A 23768-nucleotide genomic window follows, 5' to 3' on the forward strand; every position below is an offset into this window, starting at 1 on the left:
TGAACCGGCCGGAAACGGTTTCCGTTTTTCCGGATCGTGCTCGAATAATTCGCCCCCAGATGGAGCAGACGTGGCAGCAATTTCCATGCGTATCGGAACGCGCAAAAGTACCATGGCGCTTGCGCAGACCGAGGAAATCGCACGCCAGCTCACCGCTGCTGCGCGGGATCTGGACGTCGAGATCGTCAAGTTCGAGACGCGCGGCGATCAGGATCAGACCGGTTTGCTGCTGCCGCACGGAGGCAAGGGCGGCGCATTCGTCGCCGAAATTCGCGAGGCCGTGATCGCCGGAAAGCTGCACGCGGCGATGCATTCGCTCAAGGACATGCCGGGCAACGAAGACACGCCGGGCCTTGTGATCGGTGCGACGCTGTCGCGCGATCCGCCGACCGATGCGCTGGTGCTGCGCGCAGGCGTAACGTTCGACGATCTGAAGCGTACCAAAGGCAAGGGCTTCAAGCTCGGCACCAATGCCGTGCGACGTGCGGCCTACGCGCGGCGGCTGTTTCCCGAGATCGAGGTGATTCATTTCCGCGGCGCGGCCGATACGCGGGTGCGAAAGCTCGACAACGGCGAAATGCAAAAGCTCGCGGACGGCGGCGAAGTCGGCCCGGCCGATGCGCTGATCATGGCACGTTCGGGACTGGAGCGTGTCGGGCTTGCAGGCCGCATCGCGCACGAATTCACCGCGCTTGAAATGCTGCCGGCCGCAGGGCAGGGCATCGTCGCAGTCGAATGTGCAGCGAACGACTGGCGGACGCGCCAATATCTCGCGCTGATCGACGATCCCGCCGCGCATCTGTCTGCCGATGCCGAGCGCGAAGTGCTCTGGGTGCTCAACGGCCACTGCAATTCGCCAATCGCCGGGTTCTCAACGATCAACGGCCGCGAAATGTCGCTGACTGCGTCAGTGCTCGATCTGGAGGGCGATCAGTTGCTTGAGGCAACCCGCACCGGACCTGCGGACAAACCGCGCGAGCTTGGCCGCGCGGTGGCGTTCGATCTGCTGGCGCAGGGCGCGGCGGCGATCATCGAGCGATCGCGGCCTGTCTAGCCTTTATAATCCCGTACGCGCTTGAGCATCTGTTCGGCATGCGCGATGGGCGTTTCCGGCTGGATGCCGTGGCCAAGATTGAAGATGTATCGGCCGCTGGCGTAACTCGCCAGCGCGTCATCGACCGCGCGGTCAAGGGCCGCGCCGCCTGCGATCAAGACCAGCGGATCGAGATTGCCCTGCACGGCGACGTGGTTCTGCACCCGCTCGCGGATCAGCGACGGGTCCGCCGTCCAGTCGATGCTGACGCCGTCGACACCGGTGCGCCCGACATACATCGGCAGTTGAGCGCCTGCGCCGCGCGGAAAGCCGATGATCTTCGCATTCGGCGCCTTTGCGCGCACGCCTTCGACGATCCGCCGCGTCGGCTCAACCGACCAGCGCTGGAATTCGCGCGGCGGCAGCACGCCGGCCCAGGTGTCGAAGATCTGCAGCGCGTCGGCACCGGCTTTGAGCTGTCCCAGCAGATACTGGATTGAGTTTTCCACCAGCACGTCGATGATTTTCGCAAACGCATCGGGCGCGCGATAGGCCAGCATCCGTGCCGGGGCCTGATCCGGCGTCCCTTGGCCCGCGACCATGTAGGTTGCGACCGTCCACGGCGCGCCGCAGAAACCGATCAGCGCGATTTTCGGATCGAGTTCGGCGCGGACCCGGCGCAGCGCCTCATAGACGGGTTCGAGCTTTGTGAAGTCGGCGGTTGTCGCCAGCGTCGCGATCTTGTCCGGCGTATCGAGCGGATCGAGGCGGGGGCCTTCGCCGGCCTCAAAGCGCACCGAGCGTCCGAGTGCATGCGGGATCACCAGAATGTCGGAGAAGATGATCGCGGCATCGAAACCGAAGCGCCGGATCGGCTGCAGCGTCACCTCGGCGGCCCATTCGGGATTGAAGCAGAGGTCGAGAAAACTGCCAGCCGTGGCGCGCAGTTCGCGATACTCGGGCAGGTAACGGCCGGCCTGCCGCATCATCCAGACCGGCGGCACGGCCCGGCGGCTTCCGGAGAGAACGTCGAGGAATGGTTTAGCGGGCTGCGGCTTGTTCAAGCGGAAATTCCGTTGCGCGATAATGGAGTTATCGCCGCCCTGATACACGCTGTCTCAGCGTTTGACCACCAGTTGACGGTCCGGTTCATCCTGATACGTTCCTTTTCAGAACGGAAGACATGGCAGCCTTGCCCGGCCGAACCATTGTCGCGCCGCGAGCACCTGCGGTAACGGTGTAAACTGAGCAGCCCGCTTGCAGAAGCGATGCAATGAACGTGGGATTGAAGGCACCAAGGAGAGGGAACACATGAAAACGGCAATTACGGAACTGTTCGGCATCCAGCATCCGATCATTCAGGGCGGCATGCACTACGTTGGGTTCGCCGAGCTCGCGGCGGCAGTGTCCAACGCCGGCGGCCTTGGCATCATCACCGGCCTGACGCAGAAGACGCCGGAATTGCTGGCGAAGGAAATCGCCAAGTGCAAGGACATGACCGACAAGCCGTTCGGCGTGAACCTCACCTTCCTGCCGACGTTTTCGGCGCCTCCGTATCCCGAATATATCGCGGCCATCAAGGAAGCCGGCATCAAGGCGGTCGAGACTGCCGGCCGCAGCCCCGAGCAGTACATGCCCGCACTGAAGGCTGCCGGCATCAAGGTGATCCACAAGTGCACCTCGGTACGTCACTCGCTGAAGGCTGAAGCGATTGGCTGTGACGCGGTGAGCGTCGACGGCTTCGAGTGCGGCGGTCATCCCGGCGAAGACGACATGCCGAACATGATCCTGCTGCCGCGCGCGGAAGAAGAACTGACGATTCCGTTCGTCGCTTCCGGCGGCATGGCCGACGCGCGCAGCCTCGTTGCGGCGCTGGCGATGGGCGCGCAGGGCATGAACATGGGCACCCGCTTCATCGCCACCAAGGAAGCCCCGGTGCATGACAACGTGAAGCAGGCGCTGCTCAAGGCAACCGAATTCGACACCCGGCTTGTGATGCGCAACCTGCGCAATACCGAGCGCGTTCTCACCAACAAGGGCGTCGAAAAGCTGATCCAGATCGAGCAGGAAAAGGGCAAGAGCATCAAGATCGAGGATATTCTCGAGGAAGTCGCGGGCGTTTATCCGAAGGTCATGATCGACGGCAACATGGACGCCGGTGCATGGAGCTGCGGCATGATGGTCGGCCTGATCCACGACATCCCGACGGTCAAGGAACTGATCGATCGCATCATGGCAGATGCCGAATACCTCATCCGCAAGCGCCTCGTCGGATTCCTCGATGGCAATTACGTTGCCGCTACGCCGCGCAAGAAGGTGGCGTGAGGCAGCACGTCATTCCGGGGCGCGAGCAGTTGCGAGCGAGCCCGGAATCTCGAAGTGATTTCCGATGAACCTCTGGATTCCGGATCAGCCCGCTGCGCGGGCTGTCCGGAATGACATCGGATAGACCTTATCCCAGCCCATAAGCCTCGCGCATCTCGTCGATGGCTTGAAGTTTGGCGTGAAACACCGACCAGTCGTCATTGTCCGCGATCGGCTTCCAGATCGCTTCGACTTCTTCGATCAGCATGGAACATGCGGCCGGCCTGCTGAAGAAGGCCTGATTGAGATCGACGCCGTCGCGCGGAACGAAGTCTTTCAATGCGTCGCGGACGGCAGCGAACGCCGGATTTACATAGTGATCCTTCGACGGGCTATTCGCCGCGCGCTCAGTGCTCGCAAGGCCGCCAAACCAGTCGAAGAAGGTCTGCTCGAATGGAGCTTTCGTCTCCGACAGGAATATCCATAGTGCGCGCACCAGTTCATTGTCGCTCACGGCATCGCGCGGCTGGACGCCGAGCCGCCGTAGCATCGCATCGGTGAACTCCTGGCGGATGGCCGGTTCAAAAACCCCCAGCGCTTTCTCAAGACTTGGCTGATCCGCAAGGCCGAGCAGGCATTCTGCCAGCCGCGTGACATTCCAGAACAGTGCATCGGGCTGCCGGCCATAAGCATAGAGCCCGGTCTCGTCGAAATACGCAGCGGTGAATGCAGGTTCCAGAAATGGAAGAAACCGCCACGGACCGTAGTCGAAACTCTCGCCGGTGACATTGATGTTGTCGGTGTTGAGCACGCCGTGGACGAATCCGGCGGCCATCCATTGCGCGCCGACCCGCGCGACGCGGCGGCAGACCTCTTCGAGAAATGCGATGGCGCGCGCCGCTACATCGTCGCGCCACACCTCGGGCATGTAAGTCCTGATCGTGTAGTCGAGCAGCTTCTGGATATTTTCTGTGCTACGGAGAAACGCCTGGCGCTGGAACGAGCCGATCCGGATGTGCGAGTGGCTCAGCCGCACCATCACGGAGGATCGCGTCGGCGAGGGCTCGTCGCCGCGCACCAGCGCCTCGCCGGTCTCGATCAAGCTGAAGGTTTTCGAGGTATCGACGCCGAGCGCTTCCAGCATGGCGGTCGCCAGCACCTCGCGCACGCCGCCCTTGAGTGTCAGGCGCCCGTCTGCGGTGCGCGACCAGGGCGTCTTGCCGCTGCCCTTGGTGGCGAGATCAAGCAGGCGGCCCCTGTCGTCGTACAGTTGCGCGAACAGGAAGCCACGCCCGTCGCCGAGTTCCGGATTGTAGGTTCGGAATTGATGGCCGTGGTAGCGCAGCGCCAGCGGCTCTTTGAAATTCTCCGCCAATGGCTGGAATCGCCCGAAATGCGCAATCCATTCCTCGTCGCTGAGCATGTCGAGCCCGACGGTTTTCGCCGCGCGCTGATTACGATAGCGCAGGATGTGATCGGGAAATTCCGCCGCCGCGACGACATCGTAGAACTCGGGACCGAGCGCGGCATGGCTGGTCGATGCGCGGTAATGGGGTGAGACAGGCATTCAGGACTCGGGTAATTTATGCGGCGGGAAAGTACAGCATAACGGACCACGCAGCGTTCGGGTTCAAAAAGAAAGTCGAACATGACCGACCGGCAGCAGAAAGATCCGCGCGCGAGCAAGGAGCTCTCCCGTCACATTCTGCCCACCTCCGCGACGATGATCGGCGTTTGCGTGACGCTGGTCGGCCTTGTCAAGGTCGTGGAAAGCAGAAGCGGACCGAGCCATGTCGACGAGTATGCCGCGCTCGCCGCGATTCTGTTTCTCGTCAGCGCGGCGGCGTCCTATCTGTCCATCCGCTATGCGGGTCGGAGCGGCGCAAGCGAGCGTTATGAGCGCATCGCGGACGTCCTTTTCCTGGCCGGCCTGCTCGGCATCACCGTTATCGCAGTGTTGTTCGCTTACGAAGCGGTCTGAGGACGAACGGCTAGAACGGCAGATGACCGGTCTTGAACCAGGTCATGGCGAGGAATCCGATCACCAGTCCGACGATGACTCCGAGCGCGACTTTCATGGCACAAACCTTCCTTTGATTGCGTGTTGCGAGGAGGCTTGCGCCATCGTCTCGCGTTAATGAATCTCCGCGGCCTTGGCCAGCGCTTCCTTGAGTTTCTCCACGGTGAAACCGGGATCGCGGGCGATGCCGAGGATCGGCTCCTCGCGGCGTTCGCACAATCTCGCCGCATCCGGAAGTTTCGCTGCAACATTGGCCGGAATCACGACCGCACCATGACGATCTGCATGAATGAGATCGTCCGAACTCACCGTCATGCCAGCGACGGACACTGTTTCACCGAAGCCTGCGAGATGAACGAAAGCATGTGAAGGGCCGATGCTGCCGGCCAGCGCCTGGAATCCCGGCGCCCACGCCGGAATGTCGCGGATCGATCCATCGGTGACAACGCCGAGGCAGCCGAGCGCCTTGTGGACCGAGCTATTGACCTCGCCCCAGAATGCACCGAAGCCGATATTCGCGCCGTCGAGATCCTGAATGACGCTGATGCGCGGGCCATGACCGGTCCCGCAGTATTCGTAATAGGCGACGCGCTGGGCGCGCTGATCCGCGGCCGACAGCTTTGACGCCGAAGTAGCCCGGATCGTTGCGGTGCGGGCATAGCCGACCATCGGCGGCAGGTCCGGGAACGGGCAAACCAGCGGCTTGGTGGTGAAACCGATCAGGCGGCGTTCGGGCGCGACGACCTCCAGCGCGTTGCAGATCGTGGGCGTGTCCCAGCGCGCCAGTGTTTCGAGCAGGGATGCGGGGTGGGGCGCGGACTGGGTCACGGGTTGATCTCCTGTTGTTATTTCTGCTGATCCGAACGATGCGGCGCGGCGCGAGTTTGCCTGCGCAAATTGCAGGCGGCAAGTGCGCGGCTCGCGGCCTTCCCGGCTTGCGGGAAGAGGCGAAACAAGGCGATGATGGGCGGCTAGCCTCGCGCTGAACGAAAATCAACAAACATCAGGGGATGAAATGGCGACCAACAAGAAGAAACTGCTGATCGTGGAAACCATGTCGCCCGGCGGCTGGGCATTGTTTCGGGAACGCAGCGACATCGAGGCCATCGAGTTTCCAAACACGATCTCCGCGCCGGATTTCAATGAAATGCTGCGGCAGCACGCGCCGGTCAACGGCGTGGCGCTCGGCGGCACCGGTTTCGGCGCCAACGAGATCGCGTCTTCCGGTGAGATGATGGTGGTGGCGCGGATCGGCGTCGGCTACGACGCGGTGGATGTGAAAGCCTTGAGCGGCAAGAAAATTCCCCTGATGACCACCGGCATCGCGAATTCGCCGTCGGTCGCCGAATGCGCGCTGTTCATGATGCTGTGGCTGGCGAAGCGTTCCACCGAACTGGACCACATCGTCAAGAGCGGCAACTGGACCAAGCGGCTCGGCGCGATCCCGTATGACCTGCTCGGCAAGACCGCGCTGGTGGTCGGCTTCGGCCGCATCGGTACGCGGACGGTCAAACGGCTGGTGGCGATGGAGATGAATGTCCTGGTCTACGATCCGTTCAAGTCCGCAGCCGAAGTCGAGGCGGCGGGCGCGGAATATGTGACCGATCTCAACACGGCGCTGCCGCGCGCCGATTTTGTCACTATCCACTGTCCGAAATCGCCAGAGACCGTCAATATGTTCGGCACGGCGCAGTTGCAATTGATGAAACCGACGGCCTATCTCATCAACACGGCGCGTGGCGGGATCGTGGATGAGGACGCGCTTCATGCGGCGCTCACCTCGGGCAAGATTGCAGGCGCAGGCATTGACGTGTTCGCGCAGGAGCCGCCGCGACCGGATCATCCGCTGTTCAAGCTCGACAACGTCATCACCGCGCCGCATCTGGCGGGCGTGACCCGCGAAGCGCTCGATCGCATGGGCCTGCAAACTGCGAAGAACATTCTCAGCGCGCTCGACGGCAAACCGATCCGCGAGAATGTCATCAATCAGGATGTGCTGAGCTAGGGAACTGATCGCTTCCAGCGGTTCATCGGTTTCCGGGTGGCTTGATATTCCGTGGTTCGTCATTGCGATGTGCGCTAGCGACGAAGCAATCCATTCTTCTCAAGGTAGATTGCTTCGCTTTGCTCGCAATGACGGAAAGGGATGAGCCTATGCCGCTGCAGAACCGCGTGTCGCCGTTCGGTGATATCGTTGCGACCGCGCATCGGGGCCGCTTCACCGGCAATCGCGGCATCATCCACGATCCGGCGACCAGGACGCTGCTGAACCGGCGCTGGTCGTCAAAGGCATGGATCACCTGCGTCTGCGAATTTCGCGGACGCCGGCGCAGGGTGATGGGCGGACGAAGCTGGACCGAGCTGTTCTTTCTCGATGAAGCGACATCTTTCGCGGCGGGGCATCGCCCATGCTTCTACTGCCGCCGGGATGACGCGACGGCGTTTCGTGACGCGTGGGCCAAGGGCAATGGCCGCGTAAAGCCATATGCGACCGAGATGGACGCCGTGCTTCATGGCGAGCGGCTCGATGGCCGTCAGAAACGGCTGCATCCGTTGCACATCGCCGCGCTCAAGCTGCCGAGCGGAACGACGGTGACGAGCGGCGGCGAGAGCTACATGATCGTAAACGGCGAGGCATGGCGCTGGTCGTTTGCGGGCTACAGCCGCGCGTCGGCAAGTCTCGCCGATGCCAGGCTCCTGACACCGCCGTCGATCGTCAATGCGCTGCGCGAGGGTTATCCTGTGCAGATCGGGCTTTAGGCTGCTTTCGCGATCCGGTCCATGCGGCCCGCGACGGCGCGAATCTTACCGGGAGATGCGAGCCAGATCGCGGCGGAAGACAAAGCGCTCACGGCGATGCCGATGACGAAGGCCAGCGTGTAATCGCCGTAGATGTCGTGCAGGATTCCGGTCACCCATGGGCCTGCTGCACCGCCGGCCAGCGCGGTGAAGCCGATGGTGCCGAAGATCGTTCCAAAGTGCTTGCCCTGGAAGATCTCGGCGACCACCGCGCCCATGATCGAGGTGAAGCCATAGCCGAGCGCGCCCTGCGCCACGACCATGACGTAAACCAGCAGCAGCGTTGGCGTGTATTGCAGCGCGATCAGCATGGCGAAACAGATCGCAAAGCCGAACGACGAAATCGTCCAGATCCATTCGCGGCCGATGCGGTCGGAGAGATAGCCGAGCGCGATCTGTCCCGGAATGCCGATCAGGCTGACCATGCCCAGCGCCCATGCGGCTGAGGTGGAGCTGAATCCGATTTCGACCAGATATTTGGTCTGATGAACCTGAACGGCGTACCAGACATAGAGACCGCAAAAGTAACCAAGCGAAATCCACCAGAAGCGCGCGGTGCGCACGGCGAGGCCGAGCGTCCAGTCGGTCGCGGCCCATGCCGGATCGACGATGTTCGATGGAGGTGCGACGGTCGTGGCGGTCGGCGCTGCGTCTCCGTCCGGCCGAAGTCCGATATCCTCGGGGCGCTTGTGCAACAGCAGATTGAGCGGGATCAGCGCGACCAGCACCAGAATGCCCATCGCCCAGCTCGCCGCGCGCCAGCCGCTCCTGTCGATCAGGAACTGCACCCACGGCAGGATAATGATCGAGCCGATGCCGACACCGGCAAAAGCAAGACCGACCGCGAGGCCGCGGCGCTTGACGAACCAGTTCGGCAGAAACAGCGACTGGCCGGAGTAACCAAGGCAAATGCTGCCCGCGCCGACGAGACATCCGATGGTGATATAAAGATGCCAGGGCTGTGTCGTCAGCGGTGCGAGAAGCAGCCCGGCTCCCATCAGCACGACGCCAAGCTCCATCACCGTGCGCGGGCCGGAGCGGTCCATCAGCTTGCCCATCAAGGGGCTGAGCAGCGCGGAGACCAGAAAGCCGACGGAGAAGGCGCCCGCCGTAATGCCGCGATCCCAGCCGAACTCGTCGACGATCGGCGAGAAGAACAGCGAGAACGAGGTGCGGGCGTTCACGCCGATGCCCATGGTGATGAAGGTTACGGCGACAATGATCCAGCCGTAATAGAAGGGCAGGCGGCGCATGCAGGACTTCCGGGCACAGGCGAGTCAGAGGCATTGGAGTATGAGCGGAGAACGGCGGCGCGTCATGACGCGCTGCAACGGAATCGAACTGCATGATGCCCGGCTGACGGCCGCGATCAAATTACCTGTAAAGTAAGAGGAAAGCTTCAGCTTTCGCCGCCAACCAGTCCCACCGCCCACAACGCAAACGCGTAAACAATTGCGATTTCATCGAGCCGGTTGAAGCGGCCGGACGCGCCGCCGTGACCTGCGCCCATGTTGGTGCGCAACAGCACCGGCCCGCCGCCCGTCATCACGGGGCGGAGCCGCGCGATCCATTTCGCCGGCTCCCAGTAAGTGACGCGCGGATCGGCGAGGCCGCCCATCGCCAGAATCGCGGGGTACTCTTTCGCCGCGACGTTGTCGTACGGCGAGTACGACAGGATGGTCTTGAAATCGGCCGCACTTTCAATCGGGTTGCCCCACTCGGGCCATTCCGGCGGCGTCAGTGGCAGCGTGCCGTCGAGCATGGTGTTCAGTACATCCACAAACGGGACTTCGGCGACGATGCCCGCGAACAGTTCGCCCGAACGGTTCGCGACCGCGCCCATCAGCATGCCGCCGGCGCTGCCGCCGTGGCCGACGATCTTTTTCGCCGAGGTATATTTCGCGTCGATCAGTGCGCGGGCTGCGGCGGCGAAATCGTCGAAGGTGTTGGTCTTCTTCTCGCGCTTGCCGTCGAGATACCAGCCCCAGCCCTTGTCCGCGCCGCCGCGGATATGCGCGATGGCGTACACAAAGCCGCGGTCGACCAATGACAGCCGGTTCGCCGAGAACGATGCCGGCATCGAGCTGCCGTAGGAGCCGTAGCCATAAAGCAGCAGCGGCGCACTGCCGTCGCGCTTGAGGTCCTTGCGATGAACGATTGAGACCGGCACCTGCGCGCCATCATGGGACGTCGCCATGATGCGGGTGGTGACGTAGTCGGCTGGGTTGTGGCCGGAGGGAATTTCCTGGCGCTTGCGCAGGGTGCGCGCGCGGCTGACCATATCGTAGTCGAACACTTCCGACGGCGTGGTCATCGACGAATAGGAAAACCGGATCTGCGTGGTGTCGAACTCGTAGCCGCCGACGGTGCCGAGCGAATAGGCCGCCTCGTCGAAGGCGATGGCATGTTCCTGCAAGGTCGCGAGATCCCGGATGACGATGGAGGGCAGCGCATTGGTTCGCTCCATCCGCACCAGATGACCGGAATAAAGTTCGATGTCGATGATGTAGGTGCCGGGCCGATGCGGGATCAGGTCGCGCCAGTTCTTGCGCGAGGACGATGCGAGCGGCGCGGTCACAATCTTGAAGTCGATGGCCTCGTCCGCATTGGTCAGGATGAAAAGCTGATCGCCGCGGTCGGCAATCGAATACTGCACGCCTTCCTCGCGCTTCGCGATCAGGCGCGGCGGGGCCTCGGGTGCGCTCAGATCGATCAGCCGCTGTTCGGACGTTTCATGATCGCCGCCTGCGATCACGCAGAAACGGCCGCTGGCACTTTCATGGATATGCGTGAACCAGCCGGAATCCTGTTCCTCATACACCAGGGTGTCCTCCGCCTGCGAGGTGCCGAGAACATGACGATAGACCTGCATCGGGCGGTGGTTGTCGTCGAGCTTGACATAGAAGAACGACTTCGAGTCCGCCGCCCAGACCATGCCGCCGTCGGTTTCCTCGACGACGTCGGCTGAATCCTTACCGCTCGCCCAGTCGCGCACGCGGATAGTGAAATACTCCGAGCCGCGAACGTCCGCGCTCCATGCTTCCAGCTTGTGATCGGGCGAGTGACGCGCGCCGCCGAACCGGAAATATTCTGTCTGCTTGGCCAGTTCATCGCCGTCGATGATGAAACGGGCTTCGCCGCTGCCATCCCGCGCGGTTCGGCCGATCTGCTCATGTTGACCGCCTTCATTGTACTTATGGAAATAGGCGAACGGCCCGTCGGGTGAGGGAACGCTGGAATCGTCCTCCTTGATGCGGCCGCGCATTTCCGCGACCAGCTTCTTCTGCAACGGTTCGGTGTGGCCCATCACCGTGTCGGCGTAGGCATTCTCGGCTTCGAGATAGGCGCGGATGTCCGGCTTGAGCACCGACGGATCGCGCAGGACTTCCTGCCAGTTGTCGTCCTTCAGCCACGCATAGTCGTCAGTCACGGTGATGCCGTGATGCGTGAAACTGTGGGGGCGGCGCGGCGCGACGGGAGGAGTGGCAACTTTTGAAGTCATGCGGTGCGGGCTTTCAATCGACGGAAAATTCCGGGTCGTCCCCGCGAAAGCGAGGACCCATACTCCCTGTCGCGGAATATTATGCGGGATGTATGACGTGTCTTCTTGAGGGTCTAGGGGTTATGGGTCCCCGCTTTCGCGGGGACGACGATAAATCATGCAACGTGACACATTACTAGGAGTCTACCCTCGACTCCGTCGCAACGCCTGCCAGCAAGAGCACCGTATGCAGCAGCACGTTTGCGCCCGCAGTGCAGTCGGCCTGCGTCGCATCCTCCAGTTCGTTGTGGCTGACACCGTCCTTGCAGGGCACGAAGATCATCGCTGCCGGAACCACGGCTGCGAGGTTGCAGGCGTCGTGTCCCGCGCCGGACGTGATGCGGCGGTGGCTGTAGCCCATCTCTTTGGTTGCGGTTTCGACAGCATCGACCAGTTTTGTGTCGAACACCGTCGGCTCCTTGCGCCAGATCTGCTCGACCGTGATCTTGACGTTGCGGCGTGCGATGATTTCCGCGACCGCGCGTTGCAGCGCGTCATGCAACTGGTCCAGCGTGGCTGACTCTGAACTGCGAATATCCACGGTGAAGGTGAGGTCGCCGGGAATGACATTGCGCGAGGGATTATCGATCCTGATTTCGCCGATGGTGCCGACCGCATTCGGCCCGAGATCGCGCGCGATCCTTTCCACCGCAAGCACGACTTCGGAGAACGCTGCAAGTGCATCCTTGCGCAGCGGCATCGGGGTGGTCCCGGCGTGGCTGGCGAAACCGGCGATCGAGCCGTTGTACCACATGATGCCCTGGCCGCGATCGACCACGCCGATGGTCTTGTTCTCGGCTTCCAGCAGCGGGCCCTGCTCGATGTGCAGTTCGACGAAGGCGCTGAACTTCTGCTTTCCGACCGCATCTGCGCCGCGATAGCCGATGGTGTCGAGTGCTTCCGCGACCGTGATGCCGTCGGCGTCCTTGCGGCCCAGAATATCGTCGGTGGTGTAGTCGCCGGCGTAAGCCGCGGACGCCATCATCGCCGGCGCGTAGCGCGAGCCTTCTTCGTTGGTCCAGTTGCACACGCAGATGGGATACTCGGTTTCGATCCCGGCGTCGTTCATGGCGCGGACGACTTCGAGCGCGGCGAGGGTGCCGAGGATGCCGTCGTACTTGCCGCCGGTGGGCTGAGTGTCGAGATGGGAGCCGATCCCGATCGGCGGCTTCGACATGTCGCGGCCGGGCCGGATCGCGAACATGGTGCCGAGTGCATCGACACTGACTTCGCAGCCGGCGGCTTCGCAGGCGATGCGGAACCAGTCGCGCACCTGCTTGTCCTCGGGCCCGAGCGTCAGCCGCTTGACGCCGCCCTTGCGCGTTGCGCCGAATTTCGCGGTTTCGTGAATGTCGCCCCAGAGGCGCGCGGAATCGATCTGAAGATTGGATCTGGCTTTTGTCATGATGGACCGATACCGCAGGTTCGCGCCGGAAACATCTCCGGAAAAGGAGGGTCAGGTGTGCCGATGGACGTGCTTTTTCCGGGCACCTGAAGGCTTGGCGCCGGCTTCGGTGGGGATCATCACCACGCGGCCGTAGCGCACGCCGCGCTCGGCGATGACGTGGTCCGCCAGATGCTGCACATCTGCTGTTCGGCCCTTGAGCGCGGTGATCTCCATGCAGTTATCGTTATCCAGATGCACGTGAAGCGTCGCCAGCGACAGGTCGTGATGGTCATGAAAATTGTTGACAAGGCGGCTGGAAAGATCGCGCGCCGCGTGGTCGTAGACATAGACCAGCGCGGCGACGCAATCGCCGCCGCTTTTTCCGGCATCCTGCGCCGCCTGCTGCATGCCGGCGCGGGCGAAATCCCGGATCGCCTCGGAGCGGTTCTGGTAGCCGTGCTCCTCGATCATGCGATCCAGTTCGGCCATGAGATCGTCGTCGAGGGTGATGGTCACGCGCTGCATTGAGAGGGCTCCGTTCCGGCCGCGGCTGATGGTTCCCTGAGCATAACCGATCCATCCGGACTGTTGGGCTGATTTGATGTGTTCAAAACGGGCAGATTTCCCGATGGGGACGGGCAGGGCTTGTTCATTCACAACTCGCCGTTTCGCAGGGCGAACGCAAGGCCGCCGTGAGACGGGATATTTTGGGGCCTAATGACGCATCTGCCGGATGCGTCGCAATAACTGCGTCCCGCACGCGTCTCCTTGCTTTTCTTTCGCGCCGATTTCGGGGATCATCGTGTCATAAAAATAGAACAAGACAGGTTCGGACATCGTCACGGACCGCCAAGGGGAGAAACATTCAATGGCTTATCGATCCGGATTCAAAACCGTTTTCGCGGCGGCGGCGCTGGCCGTTTTGTCCAGTGTTGCAGTGGCGCAGGATTATCCCACCAAACCGATCACGCTGATCGTGCCGTGGCCCGCGGGCGGCTCGACCGATATCTCCATGCGCGCGATCGCCGAAAGCGCGTCCAAGGTGCTCGGCCAGCCCATTGTCGTGGACAACAAGGCGGGCGGCGGCGGCACCGTCGGGCCGGCAACCATGGCGGCGACGGCGAAGCCCGACGGCTACACGATTTCGCAGATACCGATCACGGTGTTTCGTCTGCCGCTGATGCAGGACGTGTCCTGGAACGCCGACAAGGATTTCACCTACATCGTGCATCTAACGGGGTACACCTTCGGCGTGACCACGAACGCGGACTCGCAGTTCAAGACCTGGAAAGACGTGGTCAACTTCGCCAAGGCAAATCCTGGCAAGGTGACCTATGCGACGCCGGGCGCGGGCACCTCGCTGCATATCGGCATGGAGCAGATCGCGGCCAAGGCCGGCATCAAGCTCACGCAGGTGCCGTTCAAGGGCGGCGCGGAAACCAATGCCGCCGTGCTCGGCAATCACACCATGCTTCAGGCGGACTCCACCGGATGGCGGCCGCTGGTCGATGCCGGCAAGCTGCGCCTGCTGATGGTGTGGACCTCGAAGCGCTCGCCGAACTTCCCGGACGCGCCGACCCTCAACGAACTCGGCTATTCGATGGTGTATGACTCGCCGTTTGGCATCGCCGGTCCGAAAGGCATGGACCCCAAGATCGTTGCCAAACTTCACGACGCCTTCAAGAAGGCGATCGAGGACCCGGCGGTGATCGCAACGCTGGCGAAGTTCGACATGGTGGCGAACTACAAGAACACCGAGGACTACAAGAAATTCGTCGCCGAGGTCACCGAGTCCGAGCGCAAGGTCATCGATACCCTGGGGCTGGCGAAGAAAACCAACTGAATGGGCTTTTCGCAAAGAACGTCATTCTGAGGTGCGAGTCGCGTTTGCGGCGAGCCTCGAAGGATGAGTGCGATATCCGCCGTCGTCCTTCGAGGGCTACGCTTCGCTCCGCCACCTCAGGGTGACGGCGGGATCACATCAGGGACATGAAAGAACAGTCCATGAGCAATGATGCTAGCGAGAAATTCAGACTGGGCAATTCCGAACTGTGGGGCGGGCTCGTCGGCCTTGCCCTCGGCATCTTCGTGATCTGGGCCGGCCAGAAGCTCAAGATCGGTAGCATCAACGATCCGGGCTCAGGCTTCGTGCTGTTCTACACGGGCATCCTGATGTGCCTGTTCGCAGGTACGATCATCGTCGCGGCGATCACTGAAGGCGGCCCGAGTGTTGCGTCGCTGTGGGCCGGAACGCGCTGGACCAAGCCGGTGGTCGTCATTGCGTGCCTCGCGGGATTTTCCTTCCTCCTTCAGCCGCTCGGCTTTCTGCTGGCGTCGATTCCGCTGCTGTTGCTGCTGCTGCGGGTGATCGATCCGGTGCGCTGGACGCTGGCGATCCCGCTTGCGGTGCTGGCGCCGATCGGCGTCTGGTGGGTGCTGAAACGTGCGCTGCTCATCCAGTTGCCTGCGGGCATGTTCAACATCGGCTGATCGGGCAGGCTCATGGATGTTCTCGTCAACGTCTCGCACGGTCTCGGCGTCGCTCTTCAGCCGGTCAACCTGCTGTACTGTTTCATCGGCGTGTTCATCGGCACGCTGGTCGGCGTGCTGCCGGGCATCGGCCCAATCTCGGCGATGTCGCTGCTGCTGCCGGTGACACTGTCGGGCACGCCGGAGTCCGGCATCATCATGATGGCGGGTATCTACTACGGCTCGATGTATGGCGGCTCGACCACGTCGATCCTTGTCAACATTCCGGGCGAGGCGGCATCGGTCGTCACCTGCCTCGACGGTCATCAGATGGCGAAGCAGGGGCGCGCAGGACCTGCGCTCGGCATCTCCGCCCTCGGTTCGTTCATTGCAGGCACCTTCTCGCTGATCGCGCTGATGCTGATCGCTCCGTCGCTGGCGAACGTGGCGGTTGCGTTCGGGCCGGCGGAATATTTCAGCCTGATGGTGCTCGGCCTCGTGGTGCTGACGTTCCTGACCCAGGGCTCGATGGCAAAGGCGCTGCTGATGGCCTGCATCGGTGTCGTGCTCGGACTGATCGGCCTCGACAGCATCACCGCGCAGCCGCGGCTGACATTCGGCCGTCTCGAACTGATCGACGGCATCGGCCTGGTGCCGGTGGTGATGGGCCTGTTTGGTGTCGCCGAAGTGCTCATCAACATCGAGCAGGTGATCAAGCGCGATGTAATCGAAGCCAAGATCACGCAGCTTCTGCCCAACAAGGACGACTGGAAGGCTAGCGCCGGCCCCGTCGGACGCGGCACCTTGCTCGGATTCTTTCTCGGCATTCTGCCGGGCGGCGGCGCGGTGGTGGCGTCCTTTGCGTCCTATGCATTGGAGAAGCGGTTGTCGAAGACGCCGGAGCGTTTCGGCAAGGGCGCCATCGAAGGTGTCGCGGGGCCGGAAGCGGCCAACAACGCGGCCGCGGGCGGTGCCTTCATTCCGTTGATGACGCTCGGCATTCCGCCGAATGTCGTGATGGCGTTGCTGCTCGGTGCGTTCGTCATTCACGGCCTTCAGCCGGGGCCGCTGATGATTACGCAGAATCCCGGATTGTTCTGGGGCATCATCGCGAGCATGTATATCGGCAACATCATGTTGCTGATTTTGAACCTGCCGCTGATCGGCATGTGGGTGCAGCTCTTGAAGCTGCCTTACAACGTGCTGTTCCCGCTGATCCTGCTCTTCACCATCGTCGGCGTCTACTGCAGCAGCAACAATGTCTTCGATGTCTACGTCATGGTCGGGTTCGGCGTGATCGGCTACCTGATGCGCAAGTTCGGCTACGAGCCGGCGCCGCTGGTGCTCGCCTTCGTGCTCGGGCCGCTGCTCGAGAACAATCTGCGCAAGTCGCTGATCCTGTCGCAGGGCGACCTGATGACTTTCGTGCAGCGCCCGATCTCCGCGATCTGTCTCGTGATCGCCGCGATCCTGTTGATCGGGCCGCTGCTGCCGTCGCTGCGCAAAAAGCGTGAGCTGGTCGCGTTGGACGAGGGGGCCTGACGCGGGAACTTTTGCGACGTTTGGGCGTCATCATGGTTGCGGTACGGGGACCGTTTCCAGCCATGATTGAAGCCAATGATGTTCGATCCTGAAAGAGTCCGGCAAAACGACTTGCGCGGAGGCACGTCACCGTGGAGCCAGCGGCTCGTGCGGCCCGGACGGTCGTCAGTCGATCAGGATTTCCGCTGCGAGATTCTGGTGGTCGGTGCGGGCGTCACCGGTTCGCTGGTGGCCGAACATCTCGCCGCCGAGGGCCATGAGGTTTGCGTTATCGACCGGCAGCGTCCCGGCTTCGGCAGCACGGCGGCGAGTACCGCGATGCTGCTCTGGGAGATCGACCGCTCGCTGAACGATCTCACCGCGATGTACGGATTCGATCGCGCCGCCAGCATCTATCGGCGCAGTTTTGGCGCGGTCAGCGGATTGGCGGAGCTTGTGAACACGCGTGGGCTGGCATGTGGCCTGCGCCACAAACGCTCACTGTATCTGGCGGCGGGGAACATGGGTGCGCGCGAATTGAAAGCGGAGCATGATCTCCGAATGCGCGCCGGGCTGCCCGGCGACTATCTGGACCACCTGACATTGCTGGAGGAGTTCGGCCTTTACCGCGAGGCGGCACTCCACTCGATCGGTTCGGCTGACGCCGATCCGCTACTGCTGTGTCAGGCGTTATTGGCCGCGGCGGCAATGCAGGGCGTCAGGATATTCAATGCAAGCGCGGAAAACTACGACAACAGCGGGCAGGCCGTGATTGTCGAACTCGACAATGGTCATATCATTGAGGCCAAGCATGTCGTTCTTGCGACCGGTTATGTGATGCCGGATTTTGTCAACTCAAGTCTGCACAAGATTTCGTCGAGCTGGGCCATTGCGACGCCTCCGCAGCCGGCGGGCGGGTTGTGGCGCGACGGCGCGCTGATCTGGGAAGCCTCGGAGAATTACAGCTACGCGCGCACGACGACCGACAACCGGATCATCATGGGCGGGGAGGATGACGATCAGGTGATCGAACCCGAAGCACGCGACCGGCTGATGCCGGCGAAGTCGGAAGCTCTCTTGCATCGGCTCAACGGGCTGTGGTCGCATGCGGAGCCTGTCGCGGAGTTTATCTGGTCGGGCGCATTCGGAACCACGACCGACGGTCTCCCGCTGATCGGGCGCGTGCCCGGTCATCCGCGCATTCACGCCGCCTACGGTTACGGCGGCAACGGCATCACCTACAGTTACCTGGCGTCCCGGATCATCGCGGCGTCGATTGCCGGCAACTACCAGCCGTGGTTCGACGATTTCGCCATCGATCGCGACGCACCCAAGGCAACTCCATAACCGAAACGAAAAACCCCGGCGCGAGGCCGGGGTTCGTCCAGGTTATGCGGCTTGGGCCTAGCCGCCCTTGCCCTTTTCCTTGAAGTACTTCATCGCGCCGGGATGGAACGGCACCGGGGAGCGCTCCTGCACCTGGTTATCCAGCGAGAAGCTCTCGGCTTCCTTGTGCACGGCGACGATGTCGGCCTTCTTCTCCACCAGCGTCTTGACGATGTTGTAGGCTTCGTCGTCGGTCATCTTGTTGCCAGTGACGATGATGTTCCAGACTTCGGCCATCTTGTTGTCGACGTCATAGCCCGGATAAGATCCGGCCTTGATGACGCCCGCGCTGTAGAGCTTTCCATACTTGGCGTTCATTTTCTCGACGACGTCGGCGTGGTCGATCAGCCTGAGCTTGACGCCGGGTGTGGCGGCGAGGTCCGTAACCGATGCGGTCGGAATGCCGCCGACCCAGAAGAATGCGTCGATCTTGCCGTCCTTGATGGCGTTGACCGACTCGGCGACGCCGAGGCGCTCGCGCTTCATGTCCTTGTCCTTGTCGAGACCGGCAGCCTCGATGACGCGGAAGGCCATGACTTCGGTCGCGCCGCCAGGCGAGCCGGTGGAGACGCGCTTGCCCTTGAGATCGGCCATCGTCTTGATGCCGGTGCTCTCAACGGTCACGACATGCATCCGGTTCGGATAGACCACGAGCAGTGCTTGCAGCGGGATCTTTCCGCTCTTGAACTTGTCCTCGCCCTTGTAGGCATCGAGCGCGGCGTCGGCCATGGTGAAGCCCATCTCGCTCTGGCCCGTGCCGATCAGCTTGAGGTTGTCGACCGAGCCGCCGGTGACTTCGGCGGTGGCCTGCACGTTCGGCAGGTTCTTCGACAGCACGTTCGCGATGGCGCCGCCGAGCGGATAATACACGCCTCCGGTGCCGCCCGTTCCGATCGCCATGGTCTTCTGCTGGGCGTGCGCCGTTATCAATCCGGCGGACAGTGCGAGAGCCAGCACCGCAGTCATTTTCGTGATTTTCTTCATTATCGATTGTCCTCCCATTTGAGTTCTCAGGCCGGTCGTTGAAGCGCCGGTCCTTTTGCCTGCCATAACACTACCCCCAATCCGATCAGGACGCCGGGTACATAGGTATAAGAAATGTCGCGACCAATCGCCGCTTCGATCACCGCCTCGATCAGGCTCGGAAACACCAGCAGGAGGCCGGACAGCACCAGCAGTCCGCGCTCGATCAGCGTGGTCGCCCGCAGTGCCCAGCCCTGTGCCGCCGCTGCTAGCGCCATCAGCCCGAGCGTGGTCTTGAGCGTGATTTCGAAGACATCGACCCACGAACCGCCCTTCGGAATGTTGAGCAGCAGGCCGACGCCCTGCGGATCGAGCACGAACACAAACGGCACGAGGAAGGCGGGGAGGGTGTATTTCCACGATTGCAGCGTGGTCTTGTAGGGATCGCCGCCGGTGATGGCGGCTGCCGCGAACGGCGAGAGCGCAGTCGGCGGCGAGACTTCCGACAGCACCGCGTAATAGAAGATGAACATGTGCGCGGCGTAGTCCGGCACCCCGAGCTTGATCAGGGCAGGGGCCGCGATCACCGCGCAGATGATGTAGGACGCGGTGACGGGGACGGCGAGGCCGATGATCCAGACGATCAATGACGTGTAGATCGCCGTCAGCAGCAGACTGCCGCCGGCGTAAGCGATCACAATCGACGAGAACTTCAGGCCAAGGCCGGTGAGGGTCACAATGCCGACGACGATGCCCGCGCATGCGCAGGTGGTCGCAGCATTCAACGCGCCGATCGAACCGTCAGCCAGCGCGCGCTTCAGCTTCGGCGGCATCAACGCAGTGTCCTTGCGCAGGAAGCTGAGCAGGAACGTCGTGATGATCGCATAGAACACCGACAAGGCCGGCGAATAGCCGATCACCATGAAGATGACGACGGCGACCAGCGAGATAAAGTGGAAGCCGTAGCGCCTGGTCATCGTGCCGAGCGACATTTCCGGTGTGAAATTGACGTCGCGCGCATGGAAGCGCTTGGCGTCGAGTTCCACCATGATCAGCAACGAGAGATAATAAAGACAGGTCGGGATGGTGGCCATCCAGATCACGTCGAGATAGCTGATCTTGAGAAACTCCGCGATCAGGAACGCCGCTGCACCCAGCACCGGCGGCGACAGGATCGCGCCAAGGCCGCCCGCGGCCAGAAGGCCGCCGGCTGCGTTCTTCTCGAAGCCGGCCTTCTTCATCATCGGGTAGGCGACGGTGCCGATCATCACGGTCGTGGCGACGCCAGATCCTGACGGGCCGCCGAGCAGGAACGACGACAGCACCACGGTGCGTCCGGCGCTGTTCGGCTTGCCGCCCATCAGTGCTAGCGAGAAGTCGATGAAGAATTTTCCGGCGCCTGATTGCTGAAGGAACGCGCCGAAAATCGTGAACAGGATGATCAGCGTCGCGGATACATCGACCGCGACACCGAAGATGCCTTCGAGCGTAATGAAGAGGTGACCGACCAGCCGTGACAGATCATAGCCCCGGTGGGTCCAGGGAGCAGGGAGGTGCGGACCGAGCATCGCATAGGCGATGAAGAAGACGGCGACCACTGGCATGATCGCGCCGGTGGTGCGGCGCGTTGCTTCAAGCACGAGAACAATGAAGATCACGCCGACGATGACGTCCCAGCGATCGGGTGTTGTGGCTCGGTCGGTAAAATCGTCGCCGCCCGACAGCGCGTAAGCAATAGTCGCGACTGCGAGAATGCCGGGAATGATATCCCACCAGCGCACGCGGTTGCGAAAACGCGCGGCGAGCGGAAACAGCAGGAAGCTCAGGACCAGCGTAAAGGCGACGTGGGTGTAGCGAAGCTCCTGCGTCGGAACGATTGCGTAGGCTGCATAAAGATGAAACAGGCTCATCGCGATGGCGATGGTGGTGACGGCCTGGCCTGCCAGCCCGCCCAGCCTGTTGGCCGCGCCTTCATCGGCTTCGATGAATTCCTCGGCTTTGCGCAAAGCCTCGTCGGAAATGACCGTCGGGTCATTGCCCGGCGGTGTATTTACCGTCGTCATGCTGCCTCCCCCTGGTCCCGATTTATTCCGGGCCTTAGCGGTCTTCCCGCCTGAGGCGGGGACCATTCGTTGATGCGCATTGAGGCGGGTTTGCCCGATTTAGGCAAGACTTCGTTCTGGGCGTGTCGAGAGATCAACAACCGGAATGAACGCCGGCTTTGGCGCTTGCGGATGATGCAAGACGCGGAACCGTTCGCCTCCCGGGAGGCGATGATGCGATCCTCGCGCGATCGGCTTGCGTTCGCCGCCTTGATAAGGGCGTGGCATGATCCTGGGACTGAGCGGAACGGCGCGCTCATGCCGCGATTGTGGCCGAAAAACGCGCTGCGCCGCAGCAAATCCCAGTTGACTTTGGGCTAAGTGAGTGCTTACTCACGTCACATGAGTACCCTCAGACTCACGGGCGATCTCCGCCGGGAGCAGATCCTGGAGGCGGCCAAACGTTGCTTCGCCCTGTACGGTTTTGCGGGGACGACGACGCGAAGTGTCGCGCGGGCTGCGGGCATCTCGGAGGGACTGCTGTTCAAGCATTTCCCTACTAAAGCCGCACTCTATGCAGAAATACTTGTGGAGGCCTGCGAGGCTGATCCGGAATTGCTTCGGCTGCGCGAACTGAAGCCATCGACGGAGACGCTGGTCATTCTGATCCGCGAAATGGTCGCACACTTCATGCGCGCGACCGAAGAACCGGACCAGGAAGATGCGCAGCGGGTCAGGCTTTTGATCTCCAGCCAATTGACTGACGGCGAATTCGCAAGGGTGCTCTATGACAAAATCGGAGACCTGATCGGTCCCATCTTCAGCGCATCGCTTGAAAGCGCCATCGCAACAGGTGACGCGGAGCGCGTGGAAGGTGAACCGCTCAATCTTTTCTGGTTCGCGCATCAAGTTGTTCACATGATCGCCCTGACAAGACTTCCCGCGACTCCATCGCTGGACTATCCAAACGCGCCGGACTTCGAACGGCAGATTTGCCAGTTCATTCTTCGGGGTATCGGAATGAACGGCCGGGCTATCGCTTCTTATTTGGATACCGTTCCATCGCTCTCTGAAGCGTCGGTCCGGATTGCGGAAAGTGCATAAACATGGACGCCAAGAGCTCACCTCAGCCTCAGCACACTCCTTCACCGGCCGAGAAGCCTCGTCCGCCGGTACGCATGCGCCGCTGGATGATCATCATCGGCGGAGTTCTCGTGCTGCTCGTCGGTATCATCTGGGGCTTCAACGCCTTCCGCAGTCACATGATTGCGGAGTTCTTCAAGAACAATAAGCCGCCTCCAACCGTGGTGGCTGTGGCCGAAGCCAAGTCGGAAGTGTTGCCGAATCTCCTGACTGCCGTCGGCGATCTCGCCGCGATCAATCAGGTCAACGTCACCACCGACGTCAACGGCCGCGTCACCGAGATTCTCTTCCAGCCAGGCTCGGAAGTGAAGGCGGGCGATCCGCTGCTCCAGATCTATGACGCGCCGGAGCAGAGCGATCTCGCCAGCTTCAAGGCGCAGACGCTGGCGGCGCAGCTCGCGCTCGACCGCGCCAAGACGCTGCTCGCCAAGTCGTTCGGCCCGCAGGCGACGGTCGATCAGGCTCAGGCAGCTTACGATCAGGGCGCGGCTGCGGTGGCGAAGACCGAAGCCATTATTTCGCAGAAGCGCATTACCGCGCCGTTCAGTGGCGTGCTCGGCGTGCGTCTGGTCCAGCTTGGTCAGTATCTCAGCGCCGGAACGCAGATCGTCTCGCTGACCGATCTTTCTCGCCTGTATCTCAACTTCACGGTGACCGAAAAGGACCGCGCCGTTCTGAACGTCGGCCAGACCGTTCGCATCAAGGTGGACGCCTATCCGGATCGCACCTTCGAAGGCAAGATCACCACCATCGAGCCGCAGATCAGCGCCGACACCCGAAACGTGCGGGTCCAGGCGACGCTGGATAATCCGAACCGTATCCTGCAGCCGGGCATGTTCGCATCGACCACGGTCGAACTGCCGCCGAAGCCTGCGGTGATTACCGTGCCGGAGACTGCTGTGGACTATACCCTCTACGGCGATTCCGTCTGGCTCATCACCGAGACCAAGGGCACGGACGGCAAGGAGTCGCTGAAAACCGACCGGACCTTCGTGAAGACCGGACAGCGTGTCAACGGACGGGTCGTCATCGCCAGCGGCATAAAGCCGGGGGATCGCGTGGTTGCTGTCGGACAGCTCAAGCTGCAATCCGGCTCGGCTGTTACGATCTCGCCTGACCAGCCACCGCAGATTCCCGCGCAGCCGCCGCGCTACTGATTT

Annotated in this window: 21 protein-coding genes; 12 read left to right on the top strand and 9 right to left on the bottom strand. The window is 62.1% G+C overall.

Annotation, left to right across the window (positions count from 1 at the left end; all coding sequences use genetic code 11):
• Positions 1 to 85 precede the first annotated feature (85 nt).
• Positions 86 to 1054: a hydroxymethylbilane synthase gene (hemC, locus tag ACP7AL_RS18035; protein WP_425993592.1), complete on the top strand. Its 969-nt coding sequence runs from the start codon at positions 86 to 88 to the stop codon at positions 1052 to 1054.
• On the opposite strand, the gene hemE is transcribed toward hemC, so the two are convergent.
• Positions 1051 to 2097 (bottom strand): uroporphyrinogen decarboxylase, encoded by a 1047-nt coding sequence (gene hemE, locus ACP7AL_RS18040; protein ID WP_425993342.1) that lies wholly within the window; start codon positions 2095 to 2097, stop codon positions 1051 to 1053. The genes hemC and hemE overlap by 4 nt on opposite strands.
• 247 nt (positions 2098 to 2344) lie before the next feature.
• Between hemE and ACP7AL_RS18045 the strand changes: the two genes are divergently transcribed.
• Positions 2345 to 3358, top strand: a complete 1014-nt coding sequence (locus ACP7AL_RS18045) for an NAD(P)H-dependent flavin oxidoreductase (RefSeq protein ID WP_006019657.1) — start codon at positions 2345 to 2347, stop codon at positions 3356 to 3358.
• Between the two features lie 127 nt (positions 3359 to 3485).
• Here ACP7AL_RS18045 and ACP7AL_RS18050 read toward each other — a convergent pair whose 3' ends face one another.
• Positions 3486 to 4904 carry a protein adenylyltransferase SelO gene (locus ACP7AL_RS18050; RefSeq protein ID WP_425993343.1) on the bottom strand — a complete coding sequence of 473 codons (1419 nt, stop codon included), beginning with the start codon at positions 4902 to 4904 and terminating at the stop codon, positions 3486 to 3488.
• 81 nt (positions 4905 to 4985) lie between these two features.
• On the opposite strand from ACP7AL_RS18050, the gene ACP7AL_RS18055 reads away from it, so the two are divergent.
• Complete coding sequence (locus ACP7AL_RS18055) at positions 4986 to 5318, top strand: hypothetical protein (protein ID WP_006019659.1); 333 nt, start codon at positions 4986 to 4988, stop codon at positions 5316 to 5318.
• Positions 5319 to 5471: 153 nt separating this feature from the next.
• Here ACP7AL_RS18055 and ACP7AL_RS18060 read toward each other — a convergent pair whose 3' ends face one another.
• Complete coding sequence (locus ACP7AL_RS18060) at positions 5472 to 6185, bottom strand: RraA family protein (protein ID WP_024920663.1); 714 nt, start codon at positions 6183 to 6185, stop codon at positions 5472 to 5474.
• 187 nt (positions 6186 to 6372) lie between these two features.
• Between ACP7AL_RS18060 and ACP7AL_RS18065 the strand changes: the two genes are divergently transcribed.
• Positions 6373 to 7362 carry a hydroxyacid dehydrogenase gene (locus ACP7AL_RS18065; RefSeq protein ID WP_425993344.1) on the top strand — a complete coding sequence of 330 codons (990 nt, stop codon included), beginning with the start codon at positions 6373 to 6375 and terminating at the stop codon, positions 7360 to 7362.
• A gap of 149 nt (positions 7363 to 7511) precedes the next feature.
• Positions 7512 to 8117: a hypothetical protein gene (locus ACP7AL_RS18070; protein WP_425993345.1), complete on the top strand. Its 606-nt coding sequence runs from the start codon at positions 7512 to 7514 to the stop codon at positions 8115 to 8117.
• On the opposite strand, the gene ACP7AL_RS18075 is transcribed toward ACP7AL_RS18070, so the two are convergent.
• From ACP7AL_RS18075 to nikR, 4 genes are all read right to left on the bottom strand, one after another.
• A complete protein-coding gene (locus ACP7AL_RS18075; RefSeq protein ID WP_006019663.1) occupies positions 8114 to 9409 on the bottom strand; it encodes an MFS transporter in 1296 nt (431 codons plus the stop codon). The two genes, ACP7AL_RS18070 and ACP7AL_RS18075, sit on opposite strands and share 4 nt — an antisense overlap.
• A gap of 146 nt (positions 9410 to 9555) precedes the next feature.
• Positions 9556 to 11658 carry a S9 family peptidase gene (locus ACP7AL_RS18080; RefSeq protein WP_425993346.1) on the bottom strand — a complete coding sequence of 701 codons (2103 nt, stop codon included), beginning with the start codon at positions 11656 to 11658 and terminating at the stop codon, positions 9556 to 9558.
• Between the two features lie 175 nt (positions 11659 to 11833).
• Positions 11834 to 13102 (bottom strand): Zn-dependent hydrolase, encoded by a 1269-nt coding sequence (locus ACP7AL_RS18085; RefSeq protein ID WP_425993347.1) that lies wholly within the window; start codon positions 13100 to 13102, stop codon positions 11834 to 11836.
• Between the two features lie 51 nt (positions 13103 to 13153).
• Positions 13154 to 13609: a nickel-responsive transcriptional regulator NikR gene (nikR, locus tag ACP7AL_RS18090; protein ID WP_425993593.1), complete on the bottom strand. Its 456-nt coding sequence runs from the start codon at positions 13607 to 13609 to the stop codon at positions 13154 to 13156.
• 343 nt (positions 13610 to 13952) lie between these two features.
• Between nikR and ACP7AL_RS18095 the strand changes: the two genes are divergently transcribed.
• The 4 genes from ACP7AL_RS18095 (at position 13953) to ACP7AL_RS18110 (ending at position 18421) form a co-directional block, all read left to right on the top strand.
• On the top strand, positions 13953 to 14927 hold the full coding sequence (locus tag ACP7AL_RS18095) for a tripartite tricarboxylate transporter substrate binding protein (RefSeq protein WP_425993348.1): 975 nt from the start codon (positions 13953 to 13955) through the stop codon (positions 14925 to 14927).
• A 161-nt stretch (positions 14928 to 15088) separates the two neighbouring features.
• Positions 15089 to 15574, top strand: a complete 486-nt coding sequence (locus tag ACP7AL_RS18100) for a tripartite tricarboxylate transporter TctB family protein (protein WP_425993349.1) — start codon at positions 15089 to 15091, stop codon at positions 15572 to 15574.
• A 12-nt stretch (positions 15575 to 15586) separates the two neighbouring features.
• The gene (locus tag ACP7AL_RS18105; RefSeq protein WP_006019669.1) at positions 15587 to 17095 is read left to right on the top strand and encodes a tripartite tricarboxylate transporter permease; all 1509 of its coding nucleotides are present in this window, start codon (positions 15587 to 15589) and stop codon (positions 17093 to 17095) included.
• Positions 17096 to 17170: 75 nt separating this feature from the next.
• On the top strand, positions 17171 to 18421 hold the full coding sequence (locus tag ACP7AL_RS18110) for an NAD(P)/FAD-dependent oxidoreductase (RefSeq protein ID WP_425993350.1): 1251 nt from the start codon (positions 17171 to 17173) through the stop codon (positions 18419 to 18421).
• A gap of 57 nt (positions 18422 to 18478) precedes the next feature.
• On the opposite strand, the gene ACP7AL_RS18115 is transcribed toward ACP7AL_RS18110, so the two are convergent.
• Positions 18479 to 19444, bottom strand: coding sequence for a TAXI family TRAP transporter solute-binding subunit (locus ACP7AL_RS18115; RefSeq protein ID WP_425993351.1), 966 nt, complete (start codon positions 19442 to 19444; stop codon positions 18479 to 18481).
• A gap of 26 nt (positions 19445 to 19470) precedes the next feature.
• The gene (locus tag ACP7AL_RS18120) at positions 19471 to 21486 is read right to left on the bottom strand and encodes a TRAP transporter permease (RefSeq protein WP_425993352.1); all 2016 of its coding nucleotides are present in this window, start codon (positions 21484 to 21486) and stop codon (positions 19471 to 19473) included.
• A gap of 69 nt (positions 21487 to 21555) precedes the next feature.
• On the opposite strand from ACP7AL_RS18120, the gene ACP7AL_RS18125 reads away from it, so the two are divergent.
• The 3 genes from ACP7AL_RS18125 to ACP7AL_RS18135 all read left to right on the top strand — a co-directional run bounded on the left by ACP7AL_RS18125 (position 21556) and on the right by ACP7AL_RS18135 (position 23765).
• Positions 21556 to 21846, top strand: a complete 291-nt coding sequence (locus ACP7AL_RS18125; RefSeq protein ID WP_425993353.1) for a hypothetical protein — start codon at positions 21556 to 21558, stop codon at positions 21844 to 21846.
• 21 nt (positions 21847 to 21867) lie between these two features.
• Entirely contained in the window at positions 21868 to 22569 is a 702-nt protein-coding gene (locus tag ACP7AL_RS18130) for a TetR/AcrR family transcriptional regulator (protein WP_425993354.1), read from the top strand.
• 74 nt (positions 22570 to 22643) lie between these two features.
• Complete coding sequence (locus tag ACP7AL_RS18135) at positions 22644 to 23765, top strand: efflux RND transporter periplasmic adaptor subunit (protein ID WP_006019674.1); 1122 nt, start codon at positions 22644 to 22646, stop codon at positions 23763 to 23765.
• The last annotated feature ends 3 nt before the right edge of the window (positions 23766 to 23768 follow it).

The sequence above is a fragment of the Afipia sp. DC4300-2b1 genome (genome assembly GCF_049895725.1).
GTDB lineage: Bacteria > Pseudomonadota > Alphaproteobacteria > Rhizobiales > Xanthobacteraceae > Afipia > Afipia broomeae.

Excerpts from the sequence above, each read along its gene's own strand:
- hemC (WP_425993592.1), top strand. The coding sequence starts at position 86 with ATGCGTATCGGAACGCGCAAAAGTACCATGGCGCTTGCGCAGACCGAG.
- ACP7AL_RS18045 (WP_006019657.1), top strand. The coding sequence starts at position 2,345 with ATGAAAACGGCAATTACGGAACTGTTCGGCATCCAGCATCCGATCATT.
- ACP7AL_RS18050 (WP_425993343.1), bottom strand. The coding sequence starts at position 4,904 with ATGCCTGTCTCACCCCATTACCGCGCATCGACCAGCCATGCCGCGCTC.
- ACP7AL_RS18055 (WP_006019659.1), top strand. The coding sequence starts at position 4,986 with ATGACCGACCGGCAGCAGAAAGATCCGCGCGCGAGCAAGGAGCTCTCC.
- ACP7AL_RS18065 (WP_425993344.1), top strand. The coding sequence starts at position 6,373 with ATGGCGACCAACAAGAAGAAACTGCTGATCGTGGAAACCATGTCGCCC.
- ACP7AL_RS18070 (WP_425993345.1), top strand. The coding sequence starts at position 7,512 with ATGCCGCTGCAGAACCGCGTGTCGCCGTTCGGTGATATCGTTGCGACC.
- ACP7AL_RS18075 (WP_006019663.1), bottom strand. The coding sequence starts at position 9,409 with ATGCGCCGCCTGCCCTTCTATTACGGCTGGATCATTGTCGCCGTAACC.
- ACP7AL_RS18080 (WP_425993346.1), bottom strand. The coding sequence starts at position 11,658 with ATGACTTCAAAAGTTGCCACTCCTCCCGTCGCGCCGCGCCGCCCCCAC.
- ACP7AL_RS18085 (WP_425993347.1), bottom strand. The coding sequence starts at position 13,102 with ATGACAAAAGCCAGATCCAATCTTCAGATCGATTCCGCGCGCCTCTGG.
- nikR (WP_425993593.1), bottom strand. The coding sequence starts at position 13,609 with ATGCAGCGCGTGACCATCACCCTCGACGACGATCTCATGGCCGAACTG.
- ACP7AL_RS18095 (WP_425993348.1), top strand. The coding sequence starts at position 13,953 with ATGGCTTATCGATCCGGATTCAAAACCGTTTTCGCGGCGGCGGCGCTG.
- ACP7AL_RS18100 (WP_425993349.1), top strand. The coding sequence starts at position 15,089 with ATGAGCAATGATGCTAGCGAGAAATTCAGACTGGGCAATTCCGAACTG.
- ACP7AL_RS18105 (WP_006019669.1), top strand. The coding sequence starts at position 15,587 with ATGGATGTTCTCGTCAACGTCTCGCACGGTCTCGGCGTCGCTCTTCAG.
- ACP7AL_RS18110 (WP_425993350.1), top strand. The coding sequence starts at position 17,171 with ATGATGTTCGATCCTGAAAGAGTCCGGCAAAACGACTTGCGCGGAGGC.
- ACP7AL_RS18115 (WP_425993351.1), bottom strand. The coding sequence starts at position 19,444 with ATGAAGAAAATCACGAAAATGACTGCGGTGCTGGCTCTCGCACTGTCC.
- ACP7AL_RS18120 (WP_425993352.1), bottom strand. The coding sequence starts at position 21,486 with ATGACGACGGTAAATACACCGCCGGGCAATGACCCGACGGTCATTTCC.
- ACP7AL_RS18130 (WP_425993354.1), top strand. The coding sequence starts at position 21,868 with ATGAGTACCCTCAGACTCACGGGCGATCTCCGCCGGGAGCAGATCCTG.
- ACP7AL_RS18135 (WP_006019674.1), top strand. The coding sequence starts at position 22,644 with ATGCGCCGCTGGATGATCATCATCGGCGGAGTTCTCGTGCTGCTCGTC.